Genomic DNA, 25,776 nt, shown 5'->3' with positions numbered 1-25,776 from the left:
CACCTAAGGTTCAGCCTCCGCGCGGCGATCGCCTGCACATCGCAGTCTCCAGGGGCGCTGTGAGTCAACTCAACCGGGATGGGCTGCTTCCTAGGTCCGGAATCGACGAGAACTGGTGATTTCCGGTTCCCCTCGGCAGGTCGTGCCGGGGGGAAGGGGCGGCGGTGCGCGCAAGGGAACGCAGGAGCCCCGGTCGCGCAACGCGACCGGGGCTCCTGCGATTGAGTGCGAAGTTAGTGCGTCATCACCTTGTAGGTGTAGGTGACCTTGACCTTCGTGATGTTCATATCGGTGTACTCGCCCAGGCCGAACGAGATGTAGACGCGGCTGGCACCCTTCGCCAGGGTGAACTTGCCGAGGCCTGTCGTTCCAAGCTTGAGCGAACCCGCCTTGCTGATCTCGGAAGTTGAGTCGCCGTAACCCCAAGCTCCAGATCCATAGGCGTATGGGACGGTGAGAGCGACCGCCGCAGTGGTCGAGCCGTACTTCTGAGCTGACTTCACCTCCGACGGAATCGCGACCGATCCAAGGGAGAAGATCGAGAAGGTGTCGTCGTAGTACGCGCTGTATCCCTCGCAGTAGATGTCGTACGTTGCTGACCATCCGTAACCGCACTCACCGAGGCCGGACGCCGAGTAGTCCAAGTACGTCGTGAATACCTTAGATGGGTAGTGCGATACGGTCTTGGTCTTCGTCTTGAGCTTGCCGCTGTCCACCTTGATGGTGGACTTCACGGTCTTCGTGGCGCCCTCGGGGCCCTTGAGCGACACGCTCACGGTGTAGGTGCCGGGAACGATCTTGCCGCCTACCTTGCCATCCCATGTGAAGGACTTCGCCGCGGAGGACGTGAGCTTCCAGCTCTTGACCGTCTTGCCCTTGCGCGTGATCTTGACCGTGCCGGTGGACGCAAATGAGGTGCCGGTGGTGGTGGTGGGCGTGACGGTGAACTTCACGGTGTCGCGGTACGAGTCCTTCGCGGGGTAAACGGTGGCAAGGCTGCGCGCCACCTTCACGCTGGAGACGGCAGTCGAGAGCACCTTGAGGCTCGCCACGTTGCTCGAGTAGTCCACGAGGCTCGCGCCGTGCACGGTCGCCGCGACGGTGCCCGAGCCGGCCACGAACTTCGACACCGCGAACGTTGCGGTGGCGGCCGCGCCCGTGGTGGACGCGATAGCAGCGGAGGCGGTCTTGGTTCCTACCTTGGCCGTGACAGTGCCGGAGAAGGGCACAGCGAGCCCCGTTTCATCGACGGCAGACACCGTTGCTGTGGTGGAGCGCGGCGTTGCCTTGCTCCACGTGTAGATCTTGGCGGCGGACAGGGCCAGTGACACCGTGGCGGGCTCGCCGGAGCCTACCGTCACGGGCGTGGTGACGCTGGCGCCGGTGGTTGGCGTTGCGACGAGGTCGTAATTTCCAGCGGCGAGTCCAGTGACAGGGATATCAATCGTGGCGCTGAGCGTGCCCTCCGCGAGGGTCACCGGAGCGAACACCTTCACGGGGTCCCCGCCAGCCGTGGGGACGAGCGCTGCGGTGACATCGGTGGGGAGCGTGGAGCTCACGGTGACCGACGTCGTGTCACGCACGCCGTCGGCGTCCGGCAGCGTCAGCACGCTCGCGGTGGTGAGCCCAAGAGTGGGCAGCTCGCCTTCCTCTGCGGAGCCAGCGCTTGCGACGCCTACGGCAAGAAGCGATGTGATGGCGGCAACCGCGATGGTGCGCGCGTGGACCGAGTACTTCATGGGATAACCCCCCTCGTAGTGACCTAGTGAGGCGAGATTAGCGCGCTGCACCGACATGCACCGAACCGGTGTGGCTCATCTCACCCGCACGCGCGCCGCCCAGGGGCACGTAGGGGGCAATTACGCGATCGCCGCGAGCGACTGTACTGCGATTTCGCGCTCCTCATTGGTGGGGATGACCCACACCTGCACGCGAGAGTCGTCGCTCGAGATCAGCGTCGGCGCCTTCTTGCGGCCCGCGTTGCGTTCCGCATCGATGACGATGCCCAGTTCCTCAAGGCCGGCAAGCGAGTTCAGGCGCACCAGGTCGTCGTTCTCACCAACACCAGCGGTGAAGGTGATCGAGTCGAGGTGACCAAGAATTGCGTAGTAGCGCCCCACGTAGCCGCGGATGCGGCGGTAGTAGATCTGCAGGCCAAGCTTGGCCGCGTGATCTCCCGCCTCCGCCGCCGCGTGGACATCGCGCATGTCGTTGTAGCCCGTGAGACCAAGCATTCCGGAGTGCTTGTTCAGCAGGTCGTCGATCTCGTCGATCGTCATGCCGGCCGCACGCCCAAGGTGAGCCACCACGGCGGGGTCGATGTCCCCTGTGCGCGTGCCCATCACGAGCCCCTCAAGCGGCGTGAGGCCCATCGACGTGTCCACCGATCGTCCCCCGGCTACCGCGCAGGCCGATGCGCCATTGCCAAGGTGCAAGACGATCTGGTTGATCTGACGCACATCGGCGCCCATAGCGTCGGCCGTTGCCCTGGAGACAAAACCGTGAGACGTGCCGTGGAAGCCGTAGCGGCGAATCGCGTGCTCGTCCGCGACGCGGCGATCGAGAGCGTACGTGTACGCCTCTGGCGGCATGGTCTGGTGGAACGCCGTGTCGAAGATCGCCACGTGCGGGATCGTGGGGAAGGCCTCGCGCGCAGCGCGAATGCCCGCCGCGTGCCCGGGGTTGTGGAGCGGGGCGAGCGCCGCGAGCTTGACGATGCTGCGTTCTACGTCGTTGTCGATGATTGTGGGCGCGGTGAACTCGTCGCCGCCCTGAACAACCCTGTGGCCCACCACCGCAAGCTCCGTGAGCGAGATCTGCGGATTGCCCTCGAGAGTCGCAATCACCTCCGCGACTCCCGTCGCGTGATCGGTCACGCGCTCGATGAGACCGACGGCGAGGGGCTCGTCGACGCGCGTATCGATGAGTTGGTATTTGATGGAGCTCGAGCCGCAGTTGAGCACCAACACGAGCCCGTGGTTGGGGACGGTCACGGTCATGTCTCCTTAGGAAAGCTGCTGGGCCTGGATGGCGGTGATCGCCACCGTGTTCACGATGTCTTGGACAAGGGCGCCACGCGACAGGTCATTCACGGGCTTGCGAAGGCCCTGCAGCACAGGGCCAACGGCCACCGCGCCCGCGGATCGCTGCACGGCCTTGTAGGTGTTGTTTCCCGTGTTGAGATCGGGGAACACGAGCACGGTGGCGCGGCCGGCAACGGGGGAGTTGGGGGCCTTGGACGCGGCCACGGACGGTTCCACCGCGGCGTCGTACTGCATAGGGCCGTCCACGAGGAGATCTGGCCTGCGCTCGCGAACCAGTTGGGTGGCCTGCCGCACCTTATCCACATCCGATCCCGATCCGGATTCTCCGGTGGAGTAGGACAGCATCGCGATGCGCGGCTCGATGTGGAACAGCGCGGCGGTTTCCGCGGATGAGATCGCGATGTCCGCGAGCTGCTCCGCCGTGGGATCGGGGTTCACCGCGCAGTCGCCGTACACGAGCACGCGATCAGGAAGGCACATGAAGAACACCGACGACACGATCGAGACGCCCGGCGGCGTCTTGATGAGTTGGAAAGCAGGGGTGATGGTGTGCGCGGTGGTGTGTGCCGCGCCGGACACCATGCCGTCCGCGAGCCCCTCTTTCACCATCATCGTGCCGAAGTAACTCACGTCTTGTACTTGGTCCCGTGCCTGGTCGTAGGTGACGCCCTTCGCGGCCCTCGCCTCTGCATACGCGGCGGCAAAGCGGTCCACCAGGTGGGGGTCCGCTGGCGACAGCACGGTCGCGCGAGAGATGTCGAGGCCCAGTTCTCCCGCGCGCGTGTGAATCGCGTCTTCCTCGCCGAGGATCGTGAGGTCACATACGTCGCGTGTGAGTAGGCGTGCAGCGGCGCGCAGGATGCGGTCGTCGCCGCCCTCTGGGAGCACAATTCGACGCTTCGAGGACCGCGCCCTGTCAATGAGATCGAACTCGAACATGAGCGGCGTGATCACGTCGGTGCGCGCCACGTCGAGTGTCTCGAGGAGCGCGCTCGCGTCCACGTACTTCTCGAACATCGCGAGCGCGGTGTCGACCTTGAGGCGGCTGTCTTGGCTCAGGCGCCCACGCGTGCGGTAGGCGCGGGTGGCCGTCTTGAACGTGCCCGACGCTGTGCGGAGTACGGGCAGCGGCGCCCGCAGTCCTGCCATCAGTCTGGCGACGCTTGGGGCCGGTTCGAAGCCGCCGGTGAGGATGATTCCTGCGAGAGCGGGAAAGCCGCCGGCGGAGTGCGCGCTGAGCAGCGCGAGCAGGGCGTCGTCGCGGTCGCCGGCGGTGATGACCACAGCCCCCTCTTCGAGGCGTTCAAGAAGGTGTTCGGTTGTCATAGCGCCGATGAGGATGGCGCGCACCTCACGGCTCAGCAGTTCGGGGTCACCGGAGACAAACTCTGCTCCCGTCGCGGCCATGAGTTCGCTGAGCAGCGGTGCCACAAGTAGGGGATCCTCCGGCATAGCGCCCATGCGCACGTCTGCGGGAAGGGCCCCGAGGATCTCGTCGAGCTGCTGGGCATCGCACCGGTTCGCGAAGATGGCGGCAACGTGCGCGTGGTTGGCCTCAAGATCGGCGCGCGCCTGCTCGGCGACCTGCGCTATCTCGGCGGGGGTGCGGTCGATGCCGTGCACCACGAGCGCCACGGGGGCGCCGAGGTTGGCGGCGATGCGGGCGTTGAACTCGAACTCGGCGGCGCCGGAGACGTCCGTGTAGTCCGTGCCAACGACCACCACGAAATCGCAGCGCCTCGCCACGTCGTGATACCTGGCGACAATGGTCGCGAGGGCCGTTTCAGCATCCGCGTGGACGTCGTCGTAGGTGACGCCAACGCACTCCTCGTATGAGAGGTCGATTCCGTCGTGGTCAAGCAACAGCTTGACCACGTAGTCGGAGCCGTCGGCCACACGCGCCACGGGACGGAAGATGCCCACTTTGCCAACGGACCGCGCGAGCGCAGCTGTAATGCCAAGCGCCACCGTTGACTTTCCTGAATCGCCCTCTGTAGAGGTGATGTAAATGCTTCGAGCCACGTTCCAAGCATTTCACGAACCCGAGGTGACCTCACTGCCAAAGGTCCCTGAAGCGTCGGGCCGCTGTGCACTGTTCCACACGCCATTCCCCGCGTCCGCGCACCGCCATAGACTGCGGGTGCGCGCCTGAGGGGCGCCTCTCCGGACTCACTTTGGGGGCAGATCGCACATGGTGACGCGTGCGCACGTGTGGTTGAGAACCACCTGGGCGCAGTTGGCGCGGCTCGGCACGGACACGCCCCGGGCGGACGACGCGCGCGCCGTCGCCTCCGCGAACCGCGTCTATGCCCTCGCGATCGTCGCGAACCTGCCTTGGCTCGTGGTGCTGCCGATCATCGGCGGGCCAACGCCAGCGCCCGTGGTCACGCACTTCGTCATGATGCTCACGTGGGCCGCAGGGCTGTGGCTCAACCGCCTTCGGATGCCGCTGCTGGCGAGCGTGCTCGCATTGCTTGCCCCGCTCATGCAGTACGCGTACCTCACCGACGTGTACTCGCGCGGAGCCGCCTTCCAACTCCACTTGCTTGCGGTCCCCGCCCTCAGCTTTGCGATGTTCCCCGCGCGCCGATGGGGAATCCGGCTGGGGATAGGCCTCATCGGCGCGGCCACACTGTTCGCCATTTACGTGGTGCCTACGTTTGACGAGCCGTACGCGGAGATCCCCACGCGCACCATCCACGCCCTCGCGATCGCCAACGTCGTGTCCGTGCTTGGCTTGCTGTACACGATCGCGGCGTTCAACAGCTTCTTCTATCAGCGCGAGCGCAAGCGCAACGAGGTCCTCTTGACCGAGGCACGCGCGGCCGCGCAAACGGACTCGCTCACCGAATCGCTTAACCGGCGCGGCATCACGCCGGTCATTGCCGCAGCTGCCCGCCAGGGCCAATACTCCTTGGCGCTCGTGGATCTTGACCGGTTCAAGCGCATCAACGACGCCCTGGGTCACGGTGCCGGAGACGTGGTGCTCGCGAACGTGGCGCGCACGATCGCGCGCTCGGTTGGCGACGCGGGCACGGTCGCGCGATGGGGAGGCGAGGAGTTTCTCGTCGTCATCCCGCAGACGTCCCTCAAGCAGGCGATCGCGATCCTCGACCGCATGCGCGCGGAGGTGGAAGATGAGTACGCGATGGAAGGCATCCAGCAGCCCGTGACTATCTCCGCCGGAGTGGCACATGGCCGCCAACTGGCGCCCAAAGACGAGCTGTTGCGCCTCGCGGACGCCAATCTCTACGAGGCGAAGGCGTCGGGGCGCAACGTGGTTGTGGGATCCGACCTCCAGGAGGGCGTCCGCGACTGAGCCCCGCGTGTGCCCGCGGCGTACGCTGGGAGTGTCCACCCACCGGTCGTCCAGGTGAGGGAGGTGCGGGGTGACTAAGCACGGCGCCGTGCGCACCTCGCGCGTGGGTCTTGGCGAACACCTCGCGGATTACCTCGATCGCCCAACAGGTGGCCTGACGGGGCCAGCGGGCCGCGCGGCAAGCGCCACTCAAGCCTTTCTCGTGTTCTCGTTGTTGCTCACCGCGGGTTACGCCGTGTTCTTCGCTATCTACGACCTCGCGGACTTCCGCCCCAACGTGATCTCCGCGCTGGTTGCGATCTCCCTCTTTGGACTTGGCCTTGTCTTGGTGTCTCGCGGCCGGCAACTCCCCTCGGCCGTGATCGCGGTGCTCGTTGGCACCGCGCAAGTGGCGTTCGTGACCACCTATTTGGGCTGGATTGCCGGCTTTCAGCTGTATCTCATCGCGGGTGGGCAGTTGGTATTCATGCTGTTCACCGACCGTCAAAGCTTGTTGCGTTCCTGCTACGTTGCGGTGGCGGTTGGCTCGTTTGTGTACTGCCAACTCCTGGTGCCGGAACACGGGTGGGGCACGGCGCTCGCCGACGGCGCGAGCGCGGTGATGTTCTCAATCAACGCCACGGTCACGGTGCTCCTCGTGTTCTTGCTCGCCGCGGCAAGTCACGCTGGCGCGGTGCGTGCCCGCTCAGAGGCCGACGGCGCCGCGGCTCGGGCGGAATACCTCGCCAACACGGACGAACTCACAGGTCTGTCGAACAGGCGCCCCGTACTGCGGCGCCTTGCCGAGCTCAGCTCGAGGTCCCCATACATCGTGGCCATCGGCGACCTCGACCACTTCAAGCGCCTCAACGACACCTTTGGCCACGACTGTGGTGACGTTGTTCTCGCCGAGGTGGGGCGACGCCTTCGCGAGGGTCTGAGGGACTCTGATTCCGTGGGACGCTGGGGTGGTGAGGAGTTCATCGTGGTGATGGAACGCGCAACGCTGGCTGACGCGGTAGATACAGTGGAGCGCGTGCGCGCGAACCTCGCGGAGCCGATGCCGTGCATGGGCCACGCGCACGAGACCACGATGTCCTTTGGCCTCACGGACGCCAACCCAGATGGCATGCCGTCGCTCGCGCTGCAGCGAGCGGATGCCGCCCTGTACGAGGCGAAGGCCGCGGGTCGCAACGCGGTGCACGTGGTGCGCGGTTCTGCGCCCGCCCCCCGCCCCGTCACGCCAAGCAGCAGGCGGCAGGATTCATGAAGGCCTCCCTTGGGTCGCGCATCGGCGTGGCCGCGTTCGCCGTCGTTGCCGTGGTGGTGTGCGGAGCCCTTGGCCTGTGGCAATGGAACCGCGCGCAATCGAAGGCCGTGCCCGTTGCGCCGGAGCCGTCCGTGCCCATCGCGGAGGTGCTCGCGCCGGCGTCCGCCGCCGGGAGCGCCATCAGTCGCCAGGTGACGGTGGAGGGAATCTGGGCGGACGAGGACGCCGTGCTAGTGCCTGGCCGCGAAGTGGACGGCGAGGAGGCGGTACTCCTCGTGCGCGCGCTCATCGTGGATGCAGACTCCACCGGTACGGGGCAGCCTGCCACCCTCGCCGTGATCGTTGGCTGGCGACCAGCAGACTCGCCGATGGCGCCGGACCCCGGCCCTGAGCATGTCGAAATCGACGGGTACTTGAGGTCCCCAGAAGAGGCGACCACAGCGTCGGGCAGCGAAGGCGAGGTCATTCCAGGGACGGTGTGGAGCGACACCATCTCCACGTCAGAGCTGGCACAAGAGTGGCCCTCTCCGCTGTATTCGGCGGTGCTCGGCTCGTATGACGGCAGCGAAAGCTGGGAGCCGCTCCCGCCACCTCCGCCAGAGGAGCACCTCAACATGCGGTCCTTGCTGTACGCGCTCGAGTGGTGGGTGTTTGGAGCATTCGCCGTGTTCGTTGCGGCCCGTTGGCTACGGGACAATAGCCGCACCACCCCAACTCCGGAGGAGAGCAAAGCGTGACCGAGGCTGCCCTAGACCCGCGCGTGAACGGCGCGCTGACCCGCTACCGCATCATGGCGGTCATCACCGGAACGTTCCTCATCGCGGTGTTCGCGGGCCTCATCATCAAGGCGCTCGTTGACACGAGCGACGGCTTCGACGCGGTGACCGGCTTCATCGCGATGACCCACGGCTGGATCTACATCATCTACTTGGCCGCGACCATCCACCTCTGGCTCGTGATGCATTGGGGACTTGGCCGACTCATCATTATGGCGCTCGGTGGCATTGTTCCGTTCCTGTCCTTCTTCCTTGAGCACCGGTATGCGCAAGAGGTGAAGGCCGCTCGCGCCGGTACCCTAGACGCGTGAGCACAGCCCACCGTCCCGTCCTCGTTGTCGACTGCGGGGCCCAGTACGCCCAGCTCATTGCGCGTCGCGTGCGTGAAGCGAATGTGTACTCGGAGATCGTTCCTCACTCGATGAGCGCCGCCACGATGCTCCAGAAGAACCCGGCCGCGGTGATTCTCTCCGGCGGCCCCTCTTCTGTTTATGAAGATGGCGCGCCCACCATCGACCCCGCGCTCTTCGAGGCTGGCGTGCCGGTCATGGGCATTTGCTACGGCTTCCAGGCCATGGCGCAAGCGCTCGGCGGCGAAGTGGCGCAGACCGGCTCACGTGAGTATGGGCGCACCCAGGTGCAGGTGCCCGACGCTGGCACGGCTTTGGCTGGCAGCCCCAGTGAGCAGCAGGTATGGATGAGCCACGGCGACGCGGTGCACACCGCACCGCCCGGCTTTGAGGTGCTCGCCACGACTCCGGGCGCCCCTGTGGCCGCGTTCGAGAACGTTGAGCGCCGCATGAGTGGCGTCCAGTGGCACCCCGAGGTGAAGCACTCTCCCCTTGGTCAGCAGGCGATCGAGAACTTCCTGTACCGGATCGCGGGGCTCAGTCCCGACTGGACCAGCGCTGGCGTCATCGATGAGCAGGTGGCGCGCATTCGCGAGCAGGTGGGTTCGGCCCGAGTGATCTGCGGGCTCTCCGGCGGCGTGGACTCGGCCGTGGCAGCGGCCCTGGTGCAGAAGGCCGTTGGGGACCAACTCACGTGCATCTTCGTGGACCACGGGCTGTTGCGCGCCGGCGAGGCGGAGCAGGTGGAGCGCGACTTCGTGGCGTCCACGGGCGTGCGCCTTGTGGTTGCCGACGAGAAGGCACGCTTCCTTGACGCTCTCGCGGGCGTTACGGATCCGGAGACGAAGCGCAAGATCATCGGCCGCGAGTTCATCCGCGCGTTTGAGGAGCAGGCGACGAAGCTCGTCTACGACGCCGCCTTGGGCGAAGAGGTGCGTTTCCTCGTGCAGGGCACCCTGTATCCGGACGTCGTGGAGTCGGGAGGCGGCGAAGGTGCCGCCACGATCAAGAGCCACCACAACGTCGGCGGTCTGCCTGACGACCTGAAGTTTGAACTTGTTGAGCCGTTGCGGGCGCTGTTCAAGGACGAGGTGCGCGCGGTTGGCCTCGAACTGGGGCTACCAGAGGAGATCGTGTGGAGGCAGCCGTTCCCCGGCCCTGGGCTTGGAATTCGCATCATCGGGGAGGTGACGCACGAGCGGCTCGAGGTGTTGCGCGCGGCAGATGCCATTGCGCGAGCGGAACTGTCTTCGGCAGGCCTTGACCGCGACATCTGGCAGTGCCCCGTGGTGCTGCTCGCAGACGTGCGCTCGGTTGGCGTACAGGGAGACGGCCGCACCTACGGTCACCCGGTGGTGCTGCGCCCCGTGTCATCGGAAGACGCCATGACGGCCGACTGGACCCGCGTCCCCTACGACGTCCTTGAGCGCATCTCCACGCGCATCACGAATGAGGTGCGTGAGGTGAACCGCGTGGTGCTGGACGTGACGTCGAAGCCCCCGGGCACGATCGAGTGGGAGTAGATAGCGAGCTCGACGCAGCGCGCCTCCAGTTGTGGGAGGACCGCGCCAAGGAGTCGCGACGCCAGCACGTGGTGCTGCTGATCTACATCGGTGTGTCTGCGGTAATCCCGTTTGTGCTTGGCATCTACTACGTCAACCACTCGAACATCCCCATGAGCGTGGCGCTGGTGTCGCTCGGGCTCGCGCTTGCCGAGGTTGTGAACTTCGTGCTTGCGGTGCGGGGGCATCGCTACCTCGCGGGCGTGTTGTGCCAGTTGTTGCCTATTCTGCCCGTGCTCTACGCCGCGTCGGCGTTCTCCGCCGACGCTGGCTTTGGCTCGTATCTGTTCATCGGCGCGCTCGGCGTGATGGTGACAATCCCCGACGGCCACAACCGCGCACGGTACGTGTGCTTCGCGGTGCTTGTTGCCGCAGTTGCCACCACGCAGATCGCGTTCCCGCGCTCGAACGCCTGGGCGCCCCTCAGCTACGACCAGACCACGGCGCTCAACACGTTCAACCGCACCATGATGACCATCGCGCTGTTCGCGCTCGCGCTGGAGCTCACGCGCTCCAACCGAGTGGGCCGCAAGCTCGTTGACCAATCGCTCCGCATCGCAGAACTCGTGGCCACGACCGATCCACTCACGGGGATTGCCAACCGCAGGCCGGTCTGGGAGCGCCTCGAATCCGCGGCGCTCGAAGGCCGCGAGGTCTCCGTTGGCTTGGCGGACATGGACCACTTCAAGCGCCTCAACGACACGTACGGCCACGATTGCGGGGACGACGCGCTGCGTCACGTCGCTGCCGTACTGGTGGAGTCGCTACGGGCCGATGACCTCGTGGCCAGGTGGGGAGGCGAGGAGTTTGTGCTCCTCGTGGAACTGCCGCTCGATCAGGCCGTGCCGATCTTCGAACGCGCACGACGCCGAGTTGCCGAGCGCACGGTGCCCTGCTCGTCAGGAGAGCCGCACCACATCACTCTCTCTATCGGCGTCTCCGCTCTCGCGAACGCCGATCCCGCGGCCGCAATCTCCGCCGCCGATGCCGCCCTCTACCGCGCCAAAGAGGCCGGCAGGGACCGTGTGGTGATCTAGCGAGATTTTGCGTTGCTGTTATCGGGATCCCCTTCCACGTGGGTGACTCCGTGTACGGTCGTCGTGGCACGACAACGTTGTCGCGCAGACGGCGGGGAACTATGAACATCAAGCAACTAGGGGTACTGGGCGCGTGCACGGTCATTGCAGCGCTCGTGATCGCACCGGCCGCGAATGCTGATTAGGCCGATTACTCATATGACGGGTGTTCCGCGCACGCATATAACTCGCGCGGCGATGCGCAGACACCCATCGCGACAACTGCGCGAACCGGTGGCGAGTGCAATCTCCAGAGCGTGATCTTTTACAAGGTTGGCGGAATCACCAAATCGAAGGCGGGCTCTTGGGGTGGCTCATGGTCCGAGGTCTACTCGCCGGTGAACTCGTACTTCGGAAGTAACCACTGGGTTGACAACCTAAGAACACCCCCCGCTCCGAAGTCATTCTGGCTTTGAGGCGGGCTCTCTCAGCGGCGCTTCCGCTAGGCACGCTGATGCTGGTAACCGCGCTCGTCGCGTGCTCACCCGCATCAGACCCCGTTGATCCTACGGTGGCGCGCAGTATGGCTTACTTTGCCGAGTCCGCGGATGTTGCCGAGGCCCAAGGGGCTACCGCTGAGCAGGTCGAGGTGCTCCGGGCGGCGGCGCGCACGGGCGAACTCACCTCCGCTCAAGTCACACCCTTGCTCGGACCGTACTTCGAATGCCTTGCGGACCACGGTATGCGCGGAGAGTTTGACGGCACGATGGAGGTGGGGCCAGATGTGGAGCTCCCGCAAGTAGTTGTGGCCTACATCGACCTTCCGATGAACACCGACGAGGAAATTCAGTCCGCGATCGAACTGCAGCGTGCGTGCGAAGACACGTATGTGGGCTATGCATGGAAGGCAATTCAGCTTGCGCCCACAACGGTGGAGGCGTGGGACGCCGACTTTGCGGCACGGACGCCCGCGATTCTCGCGTGCATCCGCGACCACGGCGGCTCGATCGATGAGGATGCGGCAGTCAGTGAGATCGTCGAAGCCGCGGTGGCTGTCGCCGAGACAACCGGCGAACGCTGCATGACAGCAGGGTGAGCCACGGCATCGGCGGCTAGCTCTCGTCGATGACCGACGCCTGGGTGACGTCGGGCTCAGAGTCCACCACAGCGTCGGGCTGGCTTGGTGCCTTGCGCGGCCGCACAGAGGCAAGCGCAGAGACCACGAGCCACCCACCGAGCACGAAGAGACCCACGATGACGACGTTGACAAGGTCGATGTCGGCGCCGCTCAGCGCGAACATCGCGGTGGTCGCCACGCCGGCGACGATGAGGCCCCACAGGGCGCCGGTGATGCGCTGCATCGTGGTGAGTCGGAGCGTCTTCATGGCTAGTTCTCCTCGATCCACAGGCTCATGGAGCCGTCGGTTTCGGTGTCATCAAGGCGCACCGTGAGGACGGGCGCGTCGGGGTTGGTCAGCTGTGCGGCGGGGCCCCCAACTGACGTGAGGTCGCACGTGACGTTGCGGTCCCTCCATGAGACGTTCGCGTACGCCGCGCCATCCATGCCGCCGGTGTTCACGATAGTGAGGCTGGTACCGCGGGGGATCGACAGCACCGTGGTGTACGACGTCACGGTGATGGTCTGGTCCGCCGCAACGTCGGTAAGCCGCACGCTGCCCGTGACATCCGCGTAGAAGTAGTCCTCGGGGGTGGCGTAGCACCCGCCGTTGATGGCGACGGTCGCGTAGTCAGGGAACTTGGCAGAGGCGTCGAAGGGCGGCGGTGGGGTGTAGATCGGTTCAGGATCCGAGCCCCACTCCTCGCTGACGGTCTCTTCCCAGTCCCACCACAGGCCCGAGCCTTCGTAGCGCGCCTCACGGATGTCGTCCGCGTAGCCGATGATGAAGCCGATCGGAATCAGCGCGACCACCGAGACGAAGCCAAGGAAGCCAAGCTTGCGGCCGCGCAAAGCGGTGATCGCAAGGATCACGCCAAGCCCCGCGACCCAGATCACGAAGGCCGCGATCGTGGGGAACACCGCGAGCTGATCCGTGGCCTCGAGGTACAGCGTGATGGCCCACGCGATGGGAATCATCGCCAGAGCAAGCAGGTAGCCCACCTTGCCTGGGCCCGGAACCCGGGGTCGCGGGGGCCGGGGAGGCGCGGTGTAGACAGGGGCCGCGTACACGGGCGGCGCGTCTTCCACCTCGGCCTCCGCCACGGGTTCTGGCGACGCCGGGGTGGCCGCAGGGGTGGACGCGGTGGCGCCCGCGCCCGCGGGCATTGCCGCGAAGGCGACCGGAGCGGCAGGTGCGGCGGAAGCGTCAGGGAGCGAGCCGTCGGGCCTGCGGGCAAAGCCCTGCGCCGCGCGTTCGTCGCTGCGGCCGTACCGCACGGACCACACGATGAGCCACACGATGCCCGCGACAATCGCCGCGGGGATCAGGAACAGGAACATCCCGAGCATCCAGCTGGGGCCAGGGACGTCGCCGAACCGTAAGTCCCAGACGCCCAGGTTCCACCACCGGTTCCACCCGATGTTGCCGAAAAGGCCAATGCCGATGAGACCGATGATGCCGATGCCAACGAGGGAGCCCACCTGAGGACGGCCGCGGCCAAAGTCTTGGATGATGATGCGGCCCTCGGAGTCCGGAAGGAGCGCCCATGCGGCCGCGTAGAGCACCAGCAGCGGGCCGCCAATGAAGAACGCGAGCACGGCGTAGATGATGCGTGCGGGGGCGGGCGCCATGCCGATGCGGGCGCCCACACCGCTGAGGACGCCGCCGAGAAACTTGTTGTCGGCGCGCACGATTCCCCACGACCGGATGGTCGAGAAGAACGCGGCCTCTTGGGTGGGTTCGGCACTCACGGTTGACTCCTTGTCTGTTGTCTGCGGCAAGTCTGCGTTGGGCGCGGCGGCACCCGCCATGAGGTAAACCCCTGATTTGCACCCTGAATGAACCCTTGGGTCAGGGCCGTGGAGCCTCCGGGTATGTGACGATGGGCGCGTGACCGCCGCACCACGCTCCGTTCGCGTTGCTCGCCCGCTTGCGCGCCCTTCGGCGCCCAAGCTGTGGTGGCGCGCCCTCGTGGGGCTCGCGATGGTGGGCACCGGCATCGTGTTGGCGCTTGGCCAAGGCGACGACCTCGCCGTGCCACCGTGGCTGATTCCCGCGATCATCTACGCGGCGGCGCTCGTGCTGGTGTGGAGCCCGCTCGACGCTGTGGTTGCCGGCGATGCCAAGCGGCCGGATGTGATGTCGCTGGTCTCTCGCGACGCGTGGCTGCGCATCGTCGTGGGATTGCTCGCGGCCGCCTTTGCTGTGTGGTTGTTCGCGGTGAGCAAGTTCACTACCTCGCCTTTGGTGCGGACATGGGTGGTGGTGGGGGTGGCGATGCTCGCCACCGCGCTGCTGCTTGCCCCATGGTGGCTACGGCTTATTCGCCAAGTGACCGTGGAGCGCGAGCGGCGCGTGCGCGAGTTTGAGCGCGCGGAGATCGCCGCTCACCTGCACGACTCTGTGCTGCAGACGCTCACCCTTATCCGTGCGCACGCGAGCGAGCCGGAGACGGTTGCGCGCCTCGCCCGAGCCCAGGAGAGGGACCTCCGTTCCTATCTTTACCAGGAGCGACGCTCCCCGTCCGAGTCCGTGGTTGCCGCCCTCGCCGCCGCCATCAGCGAGGTCGAGGACGCGCACGGCGTGGCGATCGAGGTGGTCACGGTGGGCGACGTTCCCACGACCCCGGCCCTCGCCGCCGCGGTGAGTGCCGCGAGAGAGGCCGCGACAAACGCAGCCCGCCACGGCGTCGGGCCTATTTCCGTCTACGGCGAGGTGACGCCGGGAGGCTACGAGGTGTTTGTACGCGATGGCGGACCTGGCTTCGATCCCGACGCGGTGCCCGAGGACCGGCTTGGCATCCGCAACTCGATTGTGGGGCGCGTGCGGCGAGCCGGCGGCGACGCCGTCATCCGTTCCGCCGCAGGCGAGCCAACCGAAGTGACTATCACCGTTCCCCGAGAGGAGACGACATGACCGTGCGCGTGGTGGTGGTTGACGACCACGATGTGATCAGGGTTGGCGTGCGCGAGTCGCTCGACGCCGATATCGACGTGGTGGGCGAGGCGCGCGATGTCGAGGGCGCCATCGAGGCCGTGCGCGTCACGAAGCCTGAGGTTGTCATTCTTGATGTGCATCTGCCAGGGGGAACGGGCGGTGGCGCGCTCGATGTGCTCGCCGAGATCCTGGGTGCGCCTACCTCGCCGCGCGTGTTGGCGTTGTCCGTGTCAGACGCCGCTGAGGACGTGGTTGCGGTGGTGCGCGCGGGCGCGCGCGGGTACGTCACCAAGTCGATCTCCGGGCCTGATCTCTCCGATGCCGTGCGGCGCGTGGCGACGGGCGACGCGGTGTTCTCCCCGCGCCTTGCCGGCTTTGTGCTCGACACGTTCAACGCGGCGGGCGGCGAGGTCGCAGCGGCGGATGAGGACCTCGACAAGCTCACGGAGCGCGAGCAAGAGGTGATGCGCCTCATCGCGCGCGGCTACACCTACAAAGAGGTGGGGGCCAAGCTCTTCATCTCCGTGAAAACCGTGGAGACGCACGTGGGCAAGGTGCTGCACAAGTTGCAGCTATCCAATCGCCACGAGTTGGCGCACTGGGCCGCGAGGCGAGGGATTTCGTAGCGGGTACTGCGGCGCCTAGCCCAGCAGCGATACGGCGCGCGCGATGACGAGCGCGAGGATGACGAACCCAGAAAGCGCCTCGAGCCCCATGAGAGCCTTCGCGCGCAGCGAGAGCGGCATCGAGTCGGATGCGGAGAACGCCATCGCGTTGCTCAGCGATGAGTACAGGTAGTCAAAGAACTGCGGCCGCCAGTCCTCGGAGCTGAACGCGGAGGCCTTTCGCACCTCTGGATCGGTATCCCTGTCCTCGTCTTGGCTGAAGCGCAGATCGGCCGCCGGGATGGCGCTGCGCGGGTTTGACCACCTCTTGAACGGACCGCCGCGATCCATCTCCCACAGCACCAGCGCCACCGCGATCACGTTTGTTGCCCACACCTGCGCGGCACTGAGCAGCAGCCGCGCCCCCGAATCCGGATCGGGCTCTACGAGCGCAATCACCAGCAACACCACGCTCGCTTGGTTCGCCACAAACAGGATCAGCGCTTGCGCGATCGACAGGCCGCGGGCGAGTGCGGTCTCGTTGGTGAGGCGCACGGGGTTGATCGCGATGAGCGGGATGAGCAGCAGCACGCAGATCGCCACCACACCCCAATGCGCCGCCGGATGCATCAGGTTGGGGAGCGTCGCGTAGAGCGCCGTGGCGACCAAGACGGCCGCCACCGCGGGCCACCGATGCTCTCCTGCGGGTACGGCTTTGTCTGTGCGTTTGGCCACGTTCTCAGGCTAGTCCGCGCATGCCCGACGCTGGGGTTGCCTAATCTCGCGTGCTGAGTAATCTGTGGCCATGCCAGAAAGTGACGTACCTCACACCGTGAGCACGCATGTTGCCCCAAAGTATGTCGATATTGCCTATTTGCCCAGTGCATTCAGGCGAGATCAGGGCGATCCTCTGCGCGCCGTCGCGTTCTGGAATGGCCAACACCAGTACGAGCCGCCAACGGAAACCGGTGCGTTGCGCCTCGCGGAGGCCATCCGCGCCGAACGTATAGGCGCGCTCGCGGCCCTCGCCCCGCAACTGCTTGGGCTGGCGCGCGACTCACGTCCTTACGTGCGGGCAGCCGCCGCTACGTGCTTCTCCATCCTCGCCAAGGCACACCAGGCGCCTGCGGACCGTGAGGTGTGGCGAGCCATGCTCGGGCTTGCGAAGTACGACGATGACGCCGAGGTGCGCTCCGCGGCGGAGCGCGCTCTCGTTCACTTCGAGCACTGCGGTACCTTCGCGCGCGCCAGTTAGGACCGCCCGCGAAGGCATGTGGGCGCCACCGCCTAGACTTCATCAGGCCATGGACGCGCTCTTCTCTTTCGACGATTCCCCCCTGATCGCAGGGCTCAACCCGCAGCAGGCCCAAGCGGTGCTGCACTCAGGCACACCTTTACTGATCATGGCGGGGGCTGGATCCGGCAAGACGCGCGTGCTCACCCACCGGATTGCGCACCTGCTGGAATCCGGGCGGGCTAGGCCCCATGAGATCTTGGCGATCACGTTCACCAACAAAGCCGCTGGGGAGATGCGCGAGCGCGTGCAGGCGCTCGTTGGTGGCGAGGCGCGATTCATGTGGGTGGCCACGTTCCACAGCGCGTGCGTTCGCATTCTGCGCAAGGATCATGAGCTTGCAGGGCTCACCAGCTCCTTCTCGATCTACGACACCGCCGACTCCGTGAACCTCATGAAGCTCGTGATGCGCGAGCTGGACCTGGACCCCAAGAAGTTCACGCCCAAGTCCATCCTTGGGCGCATCGGCCGCTTCAAGGACGAGCTCATCTCGCCAGAGGTGGCGCTCGCGGCCGCGGACACCGTGAGCAGGCACTCCGTTGATCACGCCGCCGCTATCGCCTACCCGGAGTACCAGCGCAGGCTCGAGGCCGCCAACGCCGTTGACTTCGACGACATCATCGTGAAGACCGTGCGCCTCATCCAAGACAACCCCACGGTGGCCCACCAGTACCGCGAACGCTTCCGGCACATCCTCGTGGACGAGTACCAAGACACTAACCACGCGCAATACATCCTGGTAAAGGAGCTGGTTGGGCCTGGCGACGATCCCTCGCTACCTCGCGGCGAGCTCACGGTTGTGGGTGACGCGGACCAATCCATCTACGCCTTCCGCGGCGCATCCATCCGCAACATCAACGAGTTCGAGAAGGACTACCCAGACGCTGAGGTCATCCACTTGGAGCAGAACTACCGCTCCACGCAGACCATCCTCAGCGCGGCAAACGCGGTCATCGCAAACAACGCGGACCGGCGCCCAAAGAACCTGTGGACGGACTCTGGGGCCGGTGAACGCATCACCGGCTACGTTGCGGATACCGAGCAGGACGAGGCTCGGTACGTCGCGGAACAGATCCGCCTGCTCACGGACTCCGGCGAGTTCAGTTGGAGCGACGTCGCGATCATGTATCGCGCCAATGCCCAGTCCCGCTCGATCGAGGAACGCTTCATTCGCGCGGAGATTCCGTACAAGCTCGTTGGTGGCACGCGGTTCTACGAGCGCAAAGAGATCAAGGACATGCTCGCGTACCTCGCCGCCGTGGTGAACGAGGACGACGACATTGCCATGCGCCGTGCCATCACGGTTCCCAAGCGCGGCATCGGTGACGTTGCCATTGAAGGCATCGACGCGCTGCGCCGATCACGGTCCGACGCTCTGCCCAGTTTTGGTCGCGCGTTGCGTTTTGCCTCGGAAGCGGGGATTGCCAACCGGTCGGTCTCCGCGATCGACGCGTTCGTTGCGCTGATGGACGACCTTCGCTCCTTGGCCGCGGACAACGGCCCCGCGGGGGTGCTCGACGCGATCGCGGACCGGTCAGGGATGTTGAGCGCCCTGCGCGCTTCAGAGGACCCTCAAGACGCGAGCCGCATCGAGAACATCATGGAGCTCGTGGCGGTGGGCAGGGAGTTCAGCGAGGAGAACCCGGAGGGCACGCTCGCAGACTTCCTCGAGAAGGTCGCGCTCGTGGCTGACGCCGATCAGATCCCGGACGCCGAGGCGGGCGGGGGTGTGGTCACGCTCATGACGCTGCACACCGCGAAGGGCCTGGAGTTCCCCGTTGTCTTCCTTGTTGGTCTTGAGGACGGCACGTTCCCGCACGCGCGCTCGATCGAATCGGGAAGCACCAAGGACATGGAAGAGGAGCGCAGACTCGCGTACGTTGGCCTCACGCGCGCCCGTCAGCGATTGTTCCTGACGCGCGCGGAGTTGCGCGCAAGCTTTGGAGCCCCGCAGTACTTCCCGCCCTCCCGGTTCGCGGAGGAGATCCCCGCAGACCTCGTTGGCTGGACCCGATCCCAGACATCGATGGCCACGCTGCGCGCCCGCTCTGATCGCGCGTCAAACCGCTCCGGCGCATGGACCTCAATGGGCTACGGAGGTAGCCAGGATCGCGATGACGGCAACGTCTACTCGCGGGCAGGGGCGGTGAGCTCACGCAAGGTTCCCCCAAGCCCGCCTGGAGGGAGTGGTGCGCCAGCGTCGGGCGATTACGGGCTAGAGGTGGGCGACCGCGTGACCCACGACAAGTTTGGGCTTGGCAAGGTGGTGGCGCTCGAGGGTGGTGGCGCGAGCGCTGCGGCGAAGGTGGACTTTGGCGCGGAGGGCGTCAAGCGCCTGCTTCTCCGGTTCAATCCGGTGGAGAAGCTGTAGCGTTAGCGCAACCGAGGATAGAGGGGGGCACATGACCGCGAAGAGGGTGTCGATCTGGATCGGCGCGGGCGTCGCTGTCATCGCGTTGCTAGTGGCGCTCACCGTGGTGCCCGTGGTCGTTGAGCCAGGAATGTCGACCGTGGGTCACGCCGAAGCAAGCACCGGGGTGGGCTCGGAGGAGTGCTCCGCCGTCTCGTTCGACGGCACGTTCTCCTACGCGGTTGCGCGCCCCATCCTGAACCCGTGGGGCGTTGCGGAGGTTCGGGACCTCACGATCGACCATGTAGCGATGTCTGGCCCCGGCAAGGCTGCCTGTGGGAACAACGCAACACATCAGATGTCCGCGTGGGTCATTCTCCCCACGTGCGATCACGGGTTCTCGGAGGCATCGCAACTGGTGCAAAGTGGCTGGTTCACGGACTGCGACGGTCACGCTGTGGTCTATGCCGGGGAGACCGACGAAGACCAGACATACTCGACCTGGACCTTCGAAGGTCCCACCTCGCTTCCCGACTCTGGCCTCTTCCGCGGCACGTGGTGCCCCGGCGTTGGCTTCACCGTGCAGGCTGGAGGAGCCTCAAGCAGTGCCGGGGCGGACGAAGACTCCGTCTGCCTCGCCATTTCGTAGGCCGGGCCTCCGACTAGGCTGACCCCCATGGAAGCCAAGACCTCGAAAGTAGCCATTGTTGGCGCGGGAGCCGTTGGCTCGACGCTCGCGTACGCGGGGCTCATGCGCGGATTCGCGCGCACCGTTGCGCTGTACGACATCAACAAGGCAAAGGTCGAGGCGGAGGCCCTTGACCTTGCCCAGGGCATCCAGTTCATGCCAGAGGCCAAGGTGCTCGGCTCCGATGACGTGGCCGTTGTCGAAGGCTCAGACGTGGTGGTGGTGACCGCCGGCGCCAAGCAGCAGCCTGGCCAGAGCCGCATGGAGCTCGCAGGCGCCACGATCTCGCTGATGGACAAGGTGATGCCGCCACTGCTCGAGGCGGCTCCCAACGCGATCTTCATCCTCGTCACCAACCCCGTGGATGTGGTGACGTACGCGGCCATCAAGAAGTCGGGCGCGGACCCCGCGCGGATGTTCGGCTCCGGAACCGTGCTCGATTCCTCGCGCCTTCGCCACCAGATTTCGCAAGAGGTCAACGTGGCCGTTGGCAACGTGCACGCGTACATCGCCGGTGAGCACGGGGACTCCGAGGTGGCGCTGTGGTCCTCCGCAACCATTGGCGGCGTCCCGCTCACCGAGTGGGTGGACGAGAACGGCGTGGTCGTGATGACCGATGAAGTCCGCCAGCGCATCCACCACGACGTGGTGCAGTCCGCGTACACGATCATCAACGGCAAGGGCGCCACCAACTACGCGATTGGCGCGGCGGGCGCGCGCATCGTCGAGGCCGTTCTCGGCGACCAGCACCGCGTGCTTCCCGTGTCTACGCTCGTGGACTTTGCGGGCGTTGGCGAGGTGTGCATGTCGCTGCCAGCGATCGTTGGCCGCGCCGGAATCGTGCAGAAGGTCGAGGTGCGCTTGTCGCCAAGCGAGCACGCGGCGCTCGCGTCTTCCGCCCGGTCCATTCGGGAGACCGCCGTCAAGTTCGGCGCGGAGTAGTTCAGGAACGCGAACGGCCCCGCGCTGCCTGGGAAGGCAAGCGCAGGGCCGACGCTGGTGCCGGTTTAGGCGGGCACCGTCACCTTTTCCTGTGGTGAGGTGGCGAGCACGGGCTCGCCGTGTTCCGGCGCCTCGATGTGCATCTGGGGCAGCCAGTCGAGCCACGTGGGCAGGTACCAGTTGGCGTTGCCGAGCAGCGTCATGATGGCTGGTACAAGCAGGGTCCGCACCACGGTGGCGTCGATGATGACGGCAGCCGCAAGGCCCAAGCCCATCTGCGCGAACTCGGCGAGGTCGCCAAGCGCGAAGCCAAGGAACACTGCCACCATGATGAGTGCGGCGCCCGTGATGAGGGAACCGGTGCGCGACAGTCCATGGATCACCGCCGTGCGGGTGTCGTCGCCGGCATCGTGACGCTCCTTGATGCGGCTCAAGAGGAACACGTGATAGTCCATCGAGAGTCCAAAGAGCACCGCGAACAGGAACAACGGGATCCATGGCGCGATGCCGTCCACTTGTGGCATCCCGAGCACATCGGCTCCCCAGCCCCACTGGAACACGGCGACGATGAGGCCAAACGCCGCAGCCGCCGACAGCAGGTTGAGCGCGATGGCCGTGCCCGCGATGACCACGGAACGGAAGGTCACGAGCAGCAGCACAAAGCTCGTGCCGAGTACGAACAGCAGCACCCAGGGTGTCGCGTCGGCGATGAGGTTCGTGAAGTCGACGCTGCCTGCTTGCTCACCGCCGACGTACGCCTGCGAGCCCGAGCCAGCCATAGCGTCGGGCACCCACGTGGTGCGAATGGTGCCGATGGCATCGGCGGCGCGCTCGTCGGCGGCGTCGTAGACGTTGTCCGTGGTGATTATCGCGGACTCGCCGTACCAGTCCACCTGGGTGCCCGTGAAGGCAGCCGAGTCCTCGATGCGCGTGGCCAGGGCGTCCACCTCTGTGACGTCGCCGTTGGTGACCACCACGAAGGTCTCGTCCCTGCCGTGGCCGAAGTCATCGACCAAGGTATCCACCGCCTGGCGGAAGGTGTTGTCCTCCGGGAGGGCGTCCGTGCCGGGGAAGGTGAGCCGCATGGACAGCATCGGCAGGGCAAGGGCTACCAAAATGGTCAGGCCACCAACGGCCGCGAGAAGCGGCTTAGCGGTGACACCGCGAGCGATGGCCGCCCACGCGCGCGGCTCCTTGCCGGGGTGAGCGCCAGGCAAGCGACCCTTGTTGACGCGGTGACCGAGCAGCTTGAGCACGGCGGGAAGCAGCGTGAGCGCGGTGATGACGGACATGATCGCCACGATGATCGCGCCAGCACCGAGGCTGCGCATGATCGTCGAGGGCACCAGGAGCAGTCCGGTGAGCGAGAGCACCACAATGCCGCCGCTGAAGAGCACGGCGCGGTTGGCGGTATTGCCCGCGATGGCGACGGCCTCTCGCGGCGTGCGGCCGTGCGCGAGCTCCTCGCGGAAGCGTTGCACGGTGACGAGCGAGTAGTCGATGCCCAGCGCGAGTCCCATCATCGTGATCATGTTGATGATGAAGAACGAGAGGTCAAACGCGCCGCCGACGATCGCGGTGGCGCCGATCGCGGCCGTGATGGATACGAGCGCAACCAGCAGGGGGATGCCTGCCGCCACGAGCGCGCCAAAGACCACCACCAGGATCAGCAACGCAACAGAGATGCCGATGACCTCGCCGCGCATGAGGGTGTCCTCTGCGAGGGCGTCAAACGCGGCGCCCGCGGACTGTTCGCCAAACGGCAAATACTGGAAGTTGGCGGGTTGCGCGTTGTCGAGCGCGGCCACGAAAGCCTCGCCAGTCTCCTCTGCGGCGTCCGCGTCGAGGGTGACCGTGACGATAGCCGCGTGGCCATCCGCGGACACCCCGCCGGCCTCGGGCGCGGGAGGTGACACGGCAGCGACGCCATCAACAGACTCAACAGCGGTGATGGCGTCAGCAACCGCAGCGTCGAACTCCGCGTCTCCGTAGACGGCGGCGGCGGACTTCACCACCACGAGCTCGGTGTCAGGAACGTCGTTGCCGCGAAGTTGCTCCGCGCGGTGTTCCGCGGTGTCGGACTCCGTGGTGACGAGGTTCCTATCGTCTTGCACGAGCGCGTCGCCGAGCCCGCCAGACATCACAATCGCGGCGGCGAGTGCCAGCACCCACACGCCAATGGTGAGCCAAGGTCGCGCGGCGGATGCTCGGGCGATCCTGCCAGTGAGGCTCAGTTTCATGTCCCCTCCTTCAGTGGGAATGCCACCCCGGGTGGTGGCTCTTCGAACCTAGGGACTGGGGTATTCGTGCCACAGCCCGCTACAGAGTGGTTCCGGCGGGCCATTTGGGTGATTTGTGGGGTCGCGGGATGGGGGATCAACCCTCAGGGGTCACCCGTATGGGGGAGGAGGAAATCCGCACCTGCGGGTGTGGTGCGGAATGGACGACAACCGGCACGATTGGCGCATGTCAAGCCTTCGTTCCTTCGTCTCCGCGCTGTGGTCCGGCCGCACGTGGAAGGCGCTCGCTTACCTCTTGGTGGGCCTACTTGCCGGCGTGCTGTGGCTCAGCTGGTCCGTCACGATGTACGTCACGGGCGCCGCGCTGGTGATCGTGTGGATCGGTATCCCCATCCTTGTGTTCACGCAGCTCAGCATGAGATGGATTGGCGCCGCGGAGCGCTGGCAAGCGAACCGCCTGCTGGGCATGCGCATCGGCAAGCCAGAGCCCGTGGCGCCCCGCCCTGGTGCGGACGGCGCTCGCGGCGTGTGGAAGCGCACCTTCTACTGGGGTGGAGCGCGCATGCACGACACCCACGCGTGGCGGGTGTTCGCCTGGACCGTGATCCGCGGCGTCTTGGGGCCCATCGGCTTTGTGGTGGCGGTTGTCGCCTTTGTGGTTCCTGTTGCGGTTCTCACCCAGGCGATGGTCTACGTGCTGTCCGAGATCGGTGTATTCGACATCTCGTGGCAGGGCGAACCGTTCTATGGCGAGGCGCCCTGGTGGTGGTGCCCATGGCTGCTATTGCTCGTCCCGTTGGGGTTCATCTTGGCTGTGGGCGCGGCATGGCTAGTGCGGGGCTTCGCCGCCGTTCACGAGCCGATTGCCCGGTGGGCACTTGGCCCGTGCAGAGAGGAAGCGACGCGCCGTGCCACCGAGCGGGCCCAACTCGCCGAGGAGCGGGTGCGCATCGATCAGGACCTGCACGATTCCATTGGTCACATGATCACGATGACGGTCATTCAGGCGGGAGCAGGGGCCCACGTCTTTGACACTGATCCCGAGTTTGCCCGCCAGGCTCTGCGAACCATCGAAGAGCGTGGGCGCGCCGCGATGGGAGAGCTGGACCGCATCATCGCGACCATGCGCGGGGCATCCGACCACGAGCTCGCGCCGCTTCCGGGCGTGGAGGCGCTGCCGGGCCTGATTGAGGATTCTCGCTCAGCGGGACTCGACATCAGGGCAACAATCGATGCCGGTGGCGCGAACGGAGCCGTCAGCAGGGCGGTGTTCTCGATTGTGAGGGAGAGCCTCACGAACGCCGCGAAGCATGCCCCAGGGGCGCCCGTCGAGGTGACCGTGGCTCCAGACGGCGACGCGATCGGGGTTCTGGTGCGTAACCCGCGCGGCACTGCGCGTGCCGCCCGCGCTGAGAGCACCGCGAGTCTCGGCCGCGGAAGCGGCCTCGCGGGGTTGCGAGATAGGGCCACGCTCTTGGGAGGGACATTGCTCGCGGGTGAGGGGCCGGGAGGCACGTTCGAGGTGCTCGCGCTGCTGCCCATAGGCACAGCGCTGTCGGAGGATGGCGCGCCGGACTCCCCATGGGCGCCGCTTCGCGAGAGGCTTAGCGCGTGAGACTCGTGATCGTCGATGACGACCCCCTTGTGCGCATGGGCCTGCGCGCGATCCTTGGCTCGGAAGAAGGCTGGGAGGTGGTCGGCGAGGCGGGCGACGGCGCGCAGGCCGTAGACGTCGTCACCGAGCTCGCGCCAGACGTGGTGCTCATGGACATCCGCATGCCAGAGATGGACGGGCTCTCCGCGACTCGCGAGATCGTCGCCAACGGGGTGGATACCAGGGTGCTCGTGCTCACTACGTTCGAAGTTGACGAGTACGTCTTTGACGCGATGCGGGCCGGAGCGGCGGGTTTTGTCCTCAAGCGCATCCCGCCGGGCGAACTCATCGAGGCCGTGCGGATTGTGGCTGCGGGGGAGTCGCTGCTGTTTCCCGCATCCACGCGCGCGGTCATCGAGCGCTTTGCGCAGACCAGCGCGGTCCCCACCGACCTCAGCGAGCTCACGGAGCGCGAATGCGACGTGCTGCGCGAGCTCGCGCGCGGCCGCTCCAATCAGGAGATCGCCGCGGAGCTCTTTGTGTCCGTGCAGACGGTGAAGTCTCATGTGGCGTCGATCCTCACCAAACTGGGCGTTCGCGACCGCACTCAAGCGGTCATCGCAGCCTACGAATCCGGCTTCGTGGCGCCGGGGGACGCGTGACCCCTTAGCCAGCCCCGCTCCAGGGTGAGC

At 66.1% G+C, this 25,776-nt stretch carries 22 protein-coding genes; 15 read left to right on the top strand and 7 right to left on the bottom strand.

The window, feature by feature from the left end; translation table 11 throughout:
- Positions 1-233: 233 nt before the first annotated feature.
- The 3 genes from QM618_RS11435 to pta all read right to left on the bottom strand — a co-directional run bounded on the left by QM618_RS11435 (position 234) and on the right by pta (position 5,066).
- Positions 234-1,739 carry a hypothetical protein gene (locus tag QM618_RS11435; RefSeq protein ID WP_428099150.1) on the bottom strand — a complete coding sequence of 502 codons (1,506 nt, stop codon included), beginning with the start codon at positions 1,737-1,739 and terminating at the stop codon, positions 234-236.
- Between the two features lie 120 nt (positions 1,740-1,859).
- Positions 1,860-2,999 (bottom strand): acetate/propionate family kinase, encoded by a 1,140-nt coding sequence (locus QM618_RS11430; RefSeq protein WP_428099148.1) that lies wholly within the window; start codon positions 2,997-2,999, stop codon positions 1,860-1,862.
- A 6-nt stretch (positions 3,000-3,005) separates the two neighbouring features.
- On the bottom strand, positions 3,006-5,066 hold the full coding sequence (pta, locus tag QM618_RS11425) for a phosphate acetyltransferase (protein ID WP_428099146.1): 2,061 nt from the start codon (positions 5,064-5,066) through the stop codon (positions 3,006-3,008).
- 169 nt (positions 5,067-5,235) lie between these two features.
- On the opposite strand from pta, the gene QM618_RS11420 reads away from it, so the two are divergent.
- The 7 genes from QM618_RS11420 (at position 5,236) to QM618_RS11390 (ending at position 12,412) form a co-directional block, all read left to right on the top strand.
- Positions 5,236-6,363 carry a diguanylate cyclase domain-containing protein gene (locus QM618_RS11420; RefSeq protein ID WP_428099143.1) on the top strand — a complete coding sequence of 376 codons (1,128 nt, stop codon included), beginning with the start codon at positions 5,236-5,238 and terminating at the stop codon, positions 6,361-6,363.
- Between the two features lie 70 nt (positions 6,364-6,433).
- Positions 6,434-7,612, top strand: a complete 1,179-nt coding sequence (locus QM618_RS11415; protein ID WP_428099139.1) for a GGDEF domain-containing protein — start codon at positions 6,434-6,436, stop codon at positions 7,610-7,612.
- Positions 7,609-8,349 carry an SURF1 family cytochrome oxidase biogenesis protein gene (locus QM618_RS11410; RefSeq protein WP_428099134.1) on the top strand — a complete coding sequence of 247 codons (741 nt, stop codon included), beginning with the start codon at positions 7,609-7,611 and terminating at the stop codon, positions 8,347-8,349. The genes QM618_RS11415 and QM618_RS11410 overlap by 4 nt, the downstream gene beginning before the upstream one ends.
- Positions 8,346-8,699 (top strand): DUF3817 domain-containing protein, encoded by a 354-nt coding sequence (locus QM618_RS11405; RefSeq protein ID WP_428099131.1) that lies wholly within the window; start codon positions 8,346-8,348, stop codon positions 8,697-8,699. The genes QM618_RS11410 and QM618_RS11405 overlap by 4 nt, the downstream gene beginning before the upstream one ends.
- Positions 8,696-10,261 (top strand): glutamine-hydrolyzing GMP synthase, encoded by a 1,566-nt coding sequence (gene guaA / locus QM618_RS11400; RefSeq protein ID WP_428099127.1) that lies wholly within the window; start codon positions 8,696-8,698, stop codon positions 10,259-10,261. The genes QM618_RS11405 and guaA overlap by 4 nt, the downstream gene beginning before the upstream one ends.
- On the top strand, positions 10,252-11,337 hold the full coding sequence (locus QM618_RS11395; RefSeq protein WP_428099123.1) for a diguanylate cyclase: 1,086 nt from the start codon (positions 10,252-10,254) through the stop codon (positions 11,335-11,337). Before guaA ends, QM618_RS11395 begins: the two co-directional genes overlap by 10 nt.
- Positions 11,338-11,899: 562 nt before the next feature.
- Positions 11,900-12,412 (top strand): hypothetical protein, encoded by a 513-nt coding sequence (locus tag QM618_RS11390; protein WP_428099119.1) that lies wholly within the window; start codon positions 11,900-11,902, stop codon positions 12,410-12,412.
- Between the two features lie 16 nt (positions 12,413-12,428).
- On the opposite strand, the gene QM618_RS11385 is transcribed toward QM618_RS11390, so the two are convergent.
- Together QM618_RS11385 and QM618_RS11380 are read right to left on the bottom strand one after the other, a co-directional pair.
- Positions 12,429-12,701: a hypothetical protein gene (locus QM618_RS11385; protein WP_428099115.1), complete on the bottom strand. Its 273-nt coding sequence runs from the start codon at positions 12,699-12,701 to the stop codon at positions 12,429-12,431.
- 2 nt (positions 12,702-12,703) lie between these two features.
- On the bottom strand, positions 12,704-14,185 hold the full coding sequence (locus QM618_RS11380) for a PspC domain-containing protein (protein WP_428099110.1): 1,482 nt from the start codon (positions 14,183-14,185) through the stop codon (positions 12,704-12,706).
- Positions 14,186-14,324: 139 nt separating this feature from the next.
- Here QM618_RS11380 and QM618_RS11375 point away from each other — a divergent pair, with 139 nt between their 5' ends.
- Entirely contained in the window at positions 14,325-15,350 is a 1,026-nt protein-coding gene (locus tag QM618_RS11375) for a sensor histidine kinase (protein WP_428099107.1), read from the top strand.
- Complete coding sequence (locus QM618_RS11370) at positions 15,347-15,997, top strand: response regulator (protein WP_428099103.1); 651 nt, start codon at positions 15,347-15,349, stop codon at positions 15,995-15,997. Before QM618_RS11375 ends, QM618_RS11370 begins: the two co-directional genes overlap by 4 nt.
- A 15-nt stretch (positions 15,998-16,012) precedes the next feature.
- On the opposite strand, the gene QM618_RS11365 is transcribed toward QM618_RS11370, so the two are convergent.
- On the bottom strand, positions 16,013-16,711 hold the full coding sequence (locus QM618_RS11365; RefSeq protein ID WP_428099100.1) for a hypothetical protein: 699 nt from the start codon (positions 16,709-16,711) through the stop codon (positions 16,013-16,015).
- A 70-nt stretch (positions 16,712-16,781) separates the two neighbouring features.
- Between QM618_RS11365 and QM618_RS11360 the strand changes: the two genes are divergently transcribed.
- The 4 genes from QM618_RS11360 to QM618_RS11345 are packed head-to-tail and all read left to right on the top strand — an operon-like array spanning position 16,782 to position 21,250.
- Positions 16,782-17,231 carry a hypothetical protein gene (locus QM618_RS11360; RefSeq protein ID WP_428099097.1) on the top strand — a complete coding sequence of 150 codons (450 nt, stop codon included), beginning with the start codon at positions 16,782-16,784 and terminating at the stop codon, positions 17,229-17,231.
- A 49-nt stretch (positions 17,232-17,280) separates the two neighbouring features.
- Positions 17,281-19,641, top strand: a complete 2,361-nt coding sequence (pcrA, locus tag QM618_RS11355; RefSeq protein WP_428099094.1) for a DNA helicase PcrA — start codon at positions 17,281-17,283, stop codon at positions 19,639-19,641.
- A gap of 31 nt (positions 19,642-19,672) precedes the next feature.
- Complete coding sequence (locus tag QM618_RS11350; RefSeq protein ID WP_428099092.1) at positions 19,673-20,269, top strand: hypothetical protein; 597 nt, start codon at positions 19,673-19,675, stop codon at positions 20,267-20,269.
- A 27-nt stretch (positions 20,270-20,296) separates the two neighbouring features.
- Entirely contained in the window at positions 20,297-21,250 is a 954-nt protein-coding gene (locus QM618_RS11345; RefSeq protein ID WP_428099087.1) for an L-lactate dehydrogenase, read from the top strand.
- 65 nt (positions 21,251-21,315) lie between these two features.
- On the opposite strand, the gene QM618_RS11340 is transcribed toward QM618_RS11345, so the two are convergent.
- Positions 21,316-23,490, bottom strand: coding sequence for an MMPL family transporter (locus QM618_RS11340; protein WP_428099081.1), 2,175 nt, complete (start codon positions 23,488-23,490; stop codon positions 21,316-21,318).
- 226 nt (positions 23,491-23,716) lie between these two features.
- On the opposite strand from QM618_RS11340, the gene QM618_RS11335 reads away from it, so the two are divergent.
- A complete protein-coding gene (locus QM618_RS11335) occupies positions 23,717-25,105 on the top strand; it encodes a sensor histidine kinase (RefSeq protein ID WP_428099076.1) in 1,389 nt (462 codons plus the stop codon).
- Entirely contained in the window at positions 25,102-25,746 is a 645-nt protein-coding gene (locus QM618_RS11330) for a response regulator (protein WP_428099068.1), read from the top strand. Before QM618_RS11335 ends, QM618_RS11330 begins: the two co-directional genes overlap by 4 nt.
- Positions 25,747-25,776 lie beyond the last annotated feature (30 nt).

This window comes from Demequina sp. (assembly GCF_049841215.1).
Lineage (GTDB): Bacteria > Actinomycetota > Actinomycetes > Actinomycetales > Demequinaceae > Demequina.
The sequence above is the reverse complement of the archived record's forward strand: the minus strand, read 5'-3'. Positions and strand labels throughout refer to the sequence as shown.

What these genes read in the sequence shown, in the direction of transcription:
- QM618_RS11435 (WP_428099150.1), bottom strand. Translation starts at nt 1,739, where the DNA reads ATGAAGTACTCGGTCCACGCGCGCACCATCGCGGTTGCCGCCATCACA.
- QM618_RS11430 (WP_428099148.1), bottom strand. Translation starts at nt 2,999, where the DNA reads ATGACCGTGACCGTCCCCAACCACGGGCTCGTGTTGGTGCTCAACTGC.
- QM618_RS11420 (WP_428099143.1), top strand. Translation starts at nt 5,236, where the DNA reads ATGGTGACGCGTGCGCACGTGTGGTTGAGAACCACCTGGGCGCAGTTG.
- QM618_RS11410 (WP_428099134.1), top strand. Translation starts at nt 7,609, where the DNA reads ATGAAGGCCTCCCTTGGGTCGCGCATCGGCGTGGCCGCGTTCGCCGTC.
- QM618_RS11390 (WP_428099119.1), top strand. Translation starts at nt 11,900, where the DNA reads ATGGCTTACTTTGCCGAGTCCGCGGATGTTGCCGAGGCCCAAGGGGCT.
- QM618_RS11385 (WP_428099115.1), bottom strand. Translation starts at nt 12,701, where the DNA reads ATGAAGACGCTCCGACTCACCACGATGCAGCGCATCACCGGCGCCCTG.
- QM618_RS11370 (WP_428099103.1), top strand. Translation starts at nt 15,347, where the DNA reads ATGACCGTGCGCGTGGTGGTGGTTGACGACCACGATGTGATCAGGGTT.
- QM618_RS11360 (WP_428099097.1), top strand. Translation starts at nt 16,782, where the DNA reads ATGCCAGAAAGTGACGTACCTCACACCGTGAGCACGCATGTTGCCCCA.
- pcrA (WP_428099094.1), top strand. Translation starts at nt 17,281, where the DNA reads ATGGACGCGCTCTTCTCTTTCGACGATTCCCCCCTGATCGCAGGGCTC.
- QM618_RS11350 (WP_428099092.1), top strand. Translation starts at nt 19,673, where the DNA reads ATGACCGCGAAGAGGGTGTCGATCTGGATCGGCGCGGGCGTCGCTGTC.
- QM618_RS11345 (WP_428099087.1), top strand. Translation starts at nt 20,297, where the DNA reads ATGGAAGCCAAGACCTCGAAAGTAGCCATTGTTGGCGCGGGAGCCGTT.
- QM618_RS11340 (WP_428099081.1), bottom strand. Translation starts at nt 23,490, where the DNA reads ATGAAACTGAGCCTCACTGGCAGGATCGCCCGAGCATCCGCCGCGCGA.
- QM618_RS11335 (WP_428099076.1), top strand. Translation starts at nt 23,717, where the DNA reads ATGTCAAGCCTTCGTTCCTTCGTCTCCGCGCTGTGGTCCGGCCGCACG.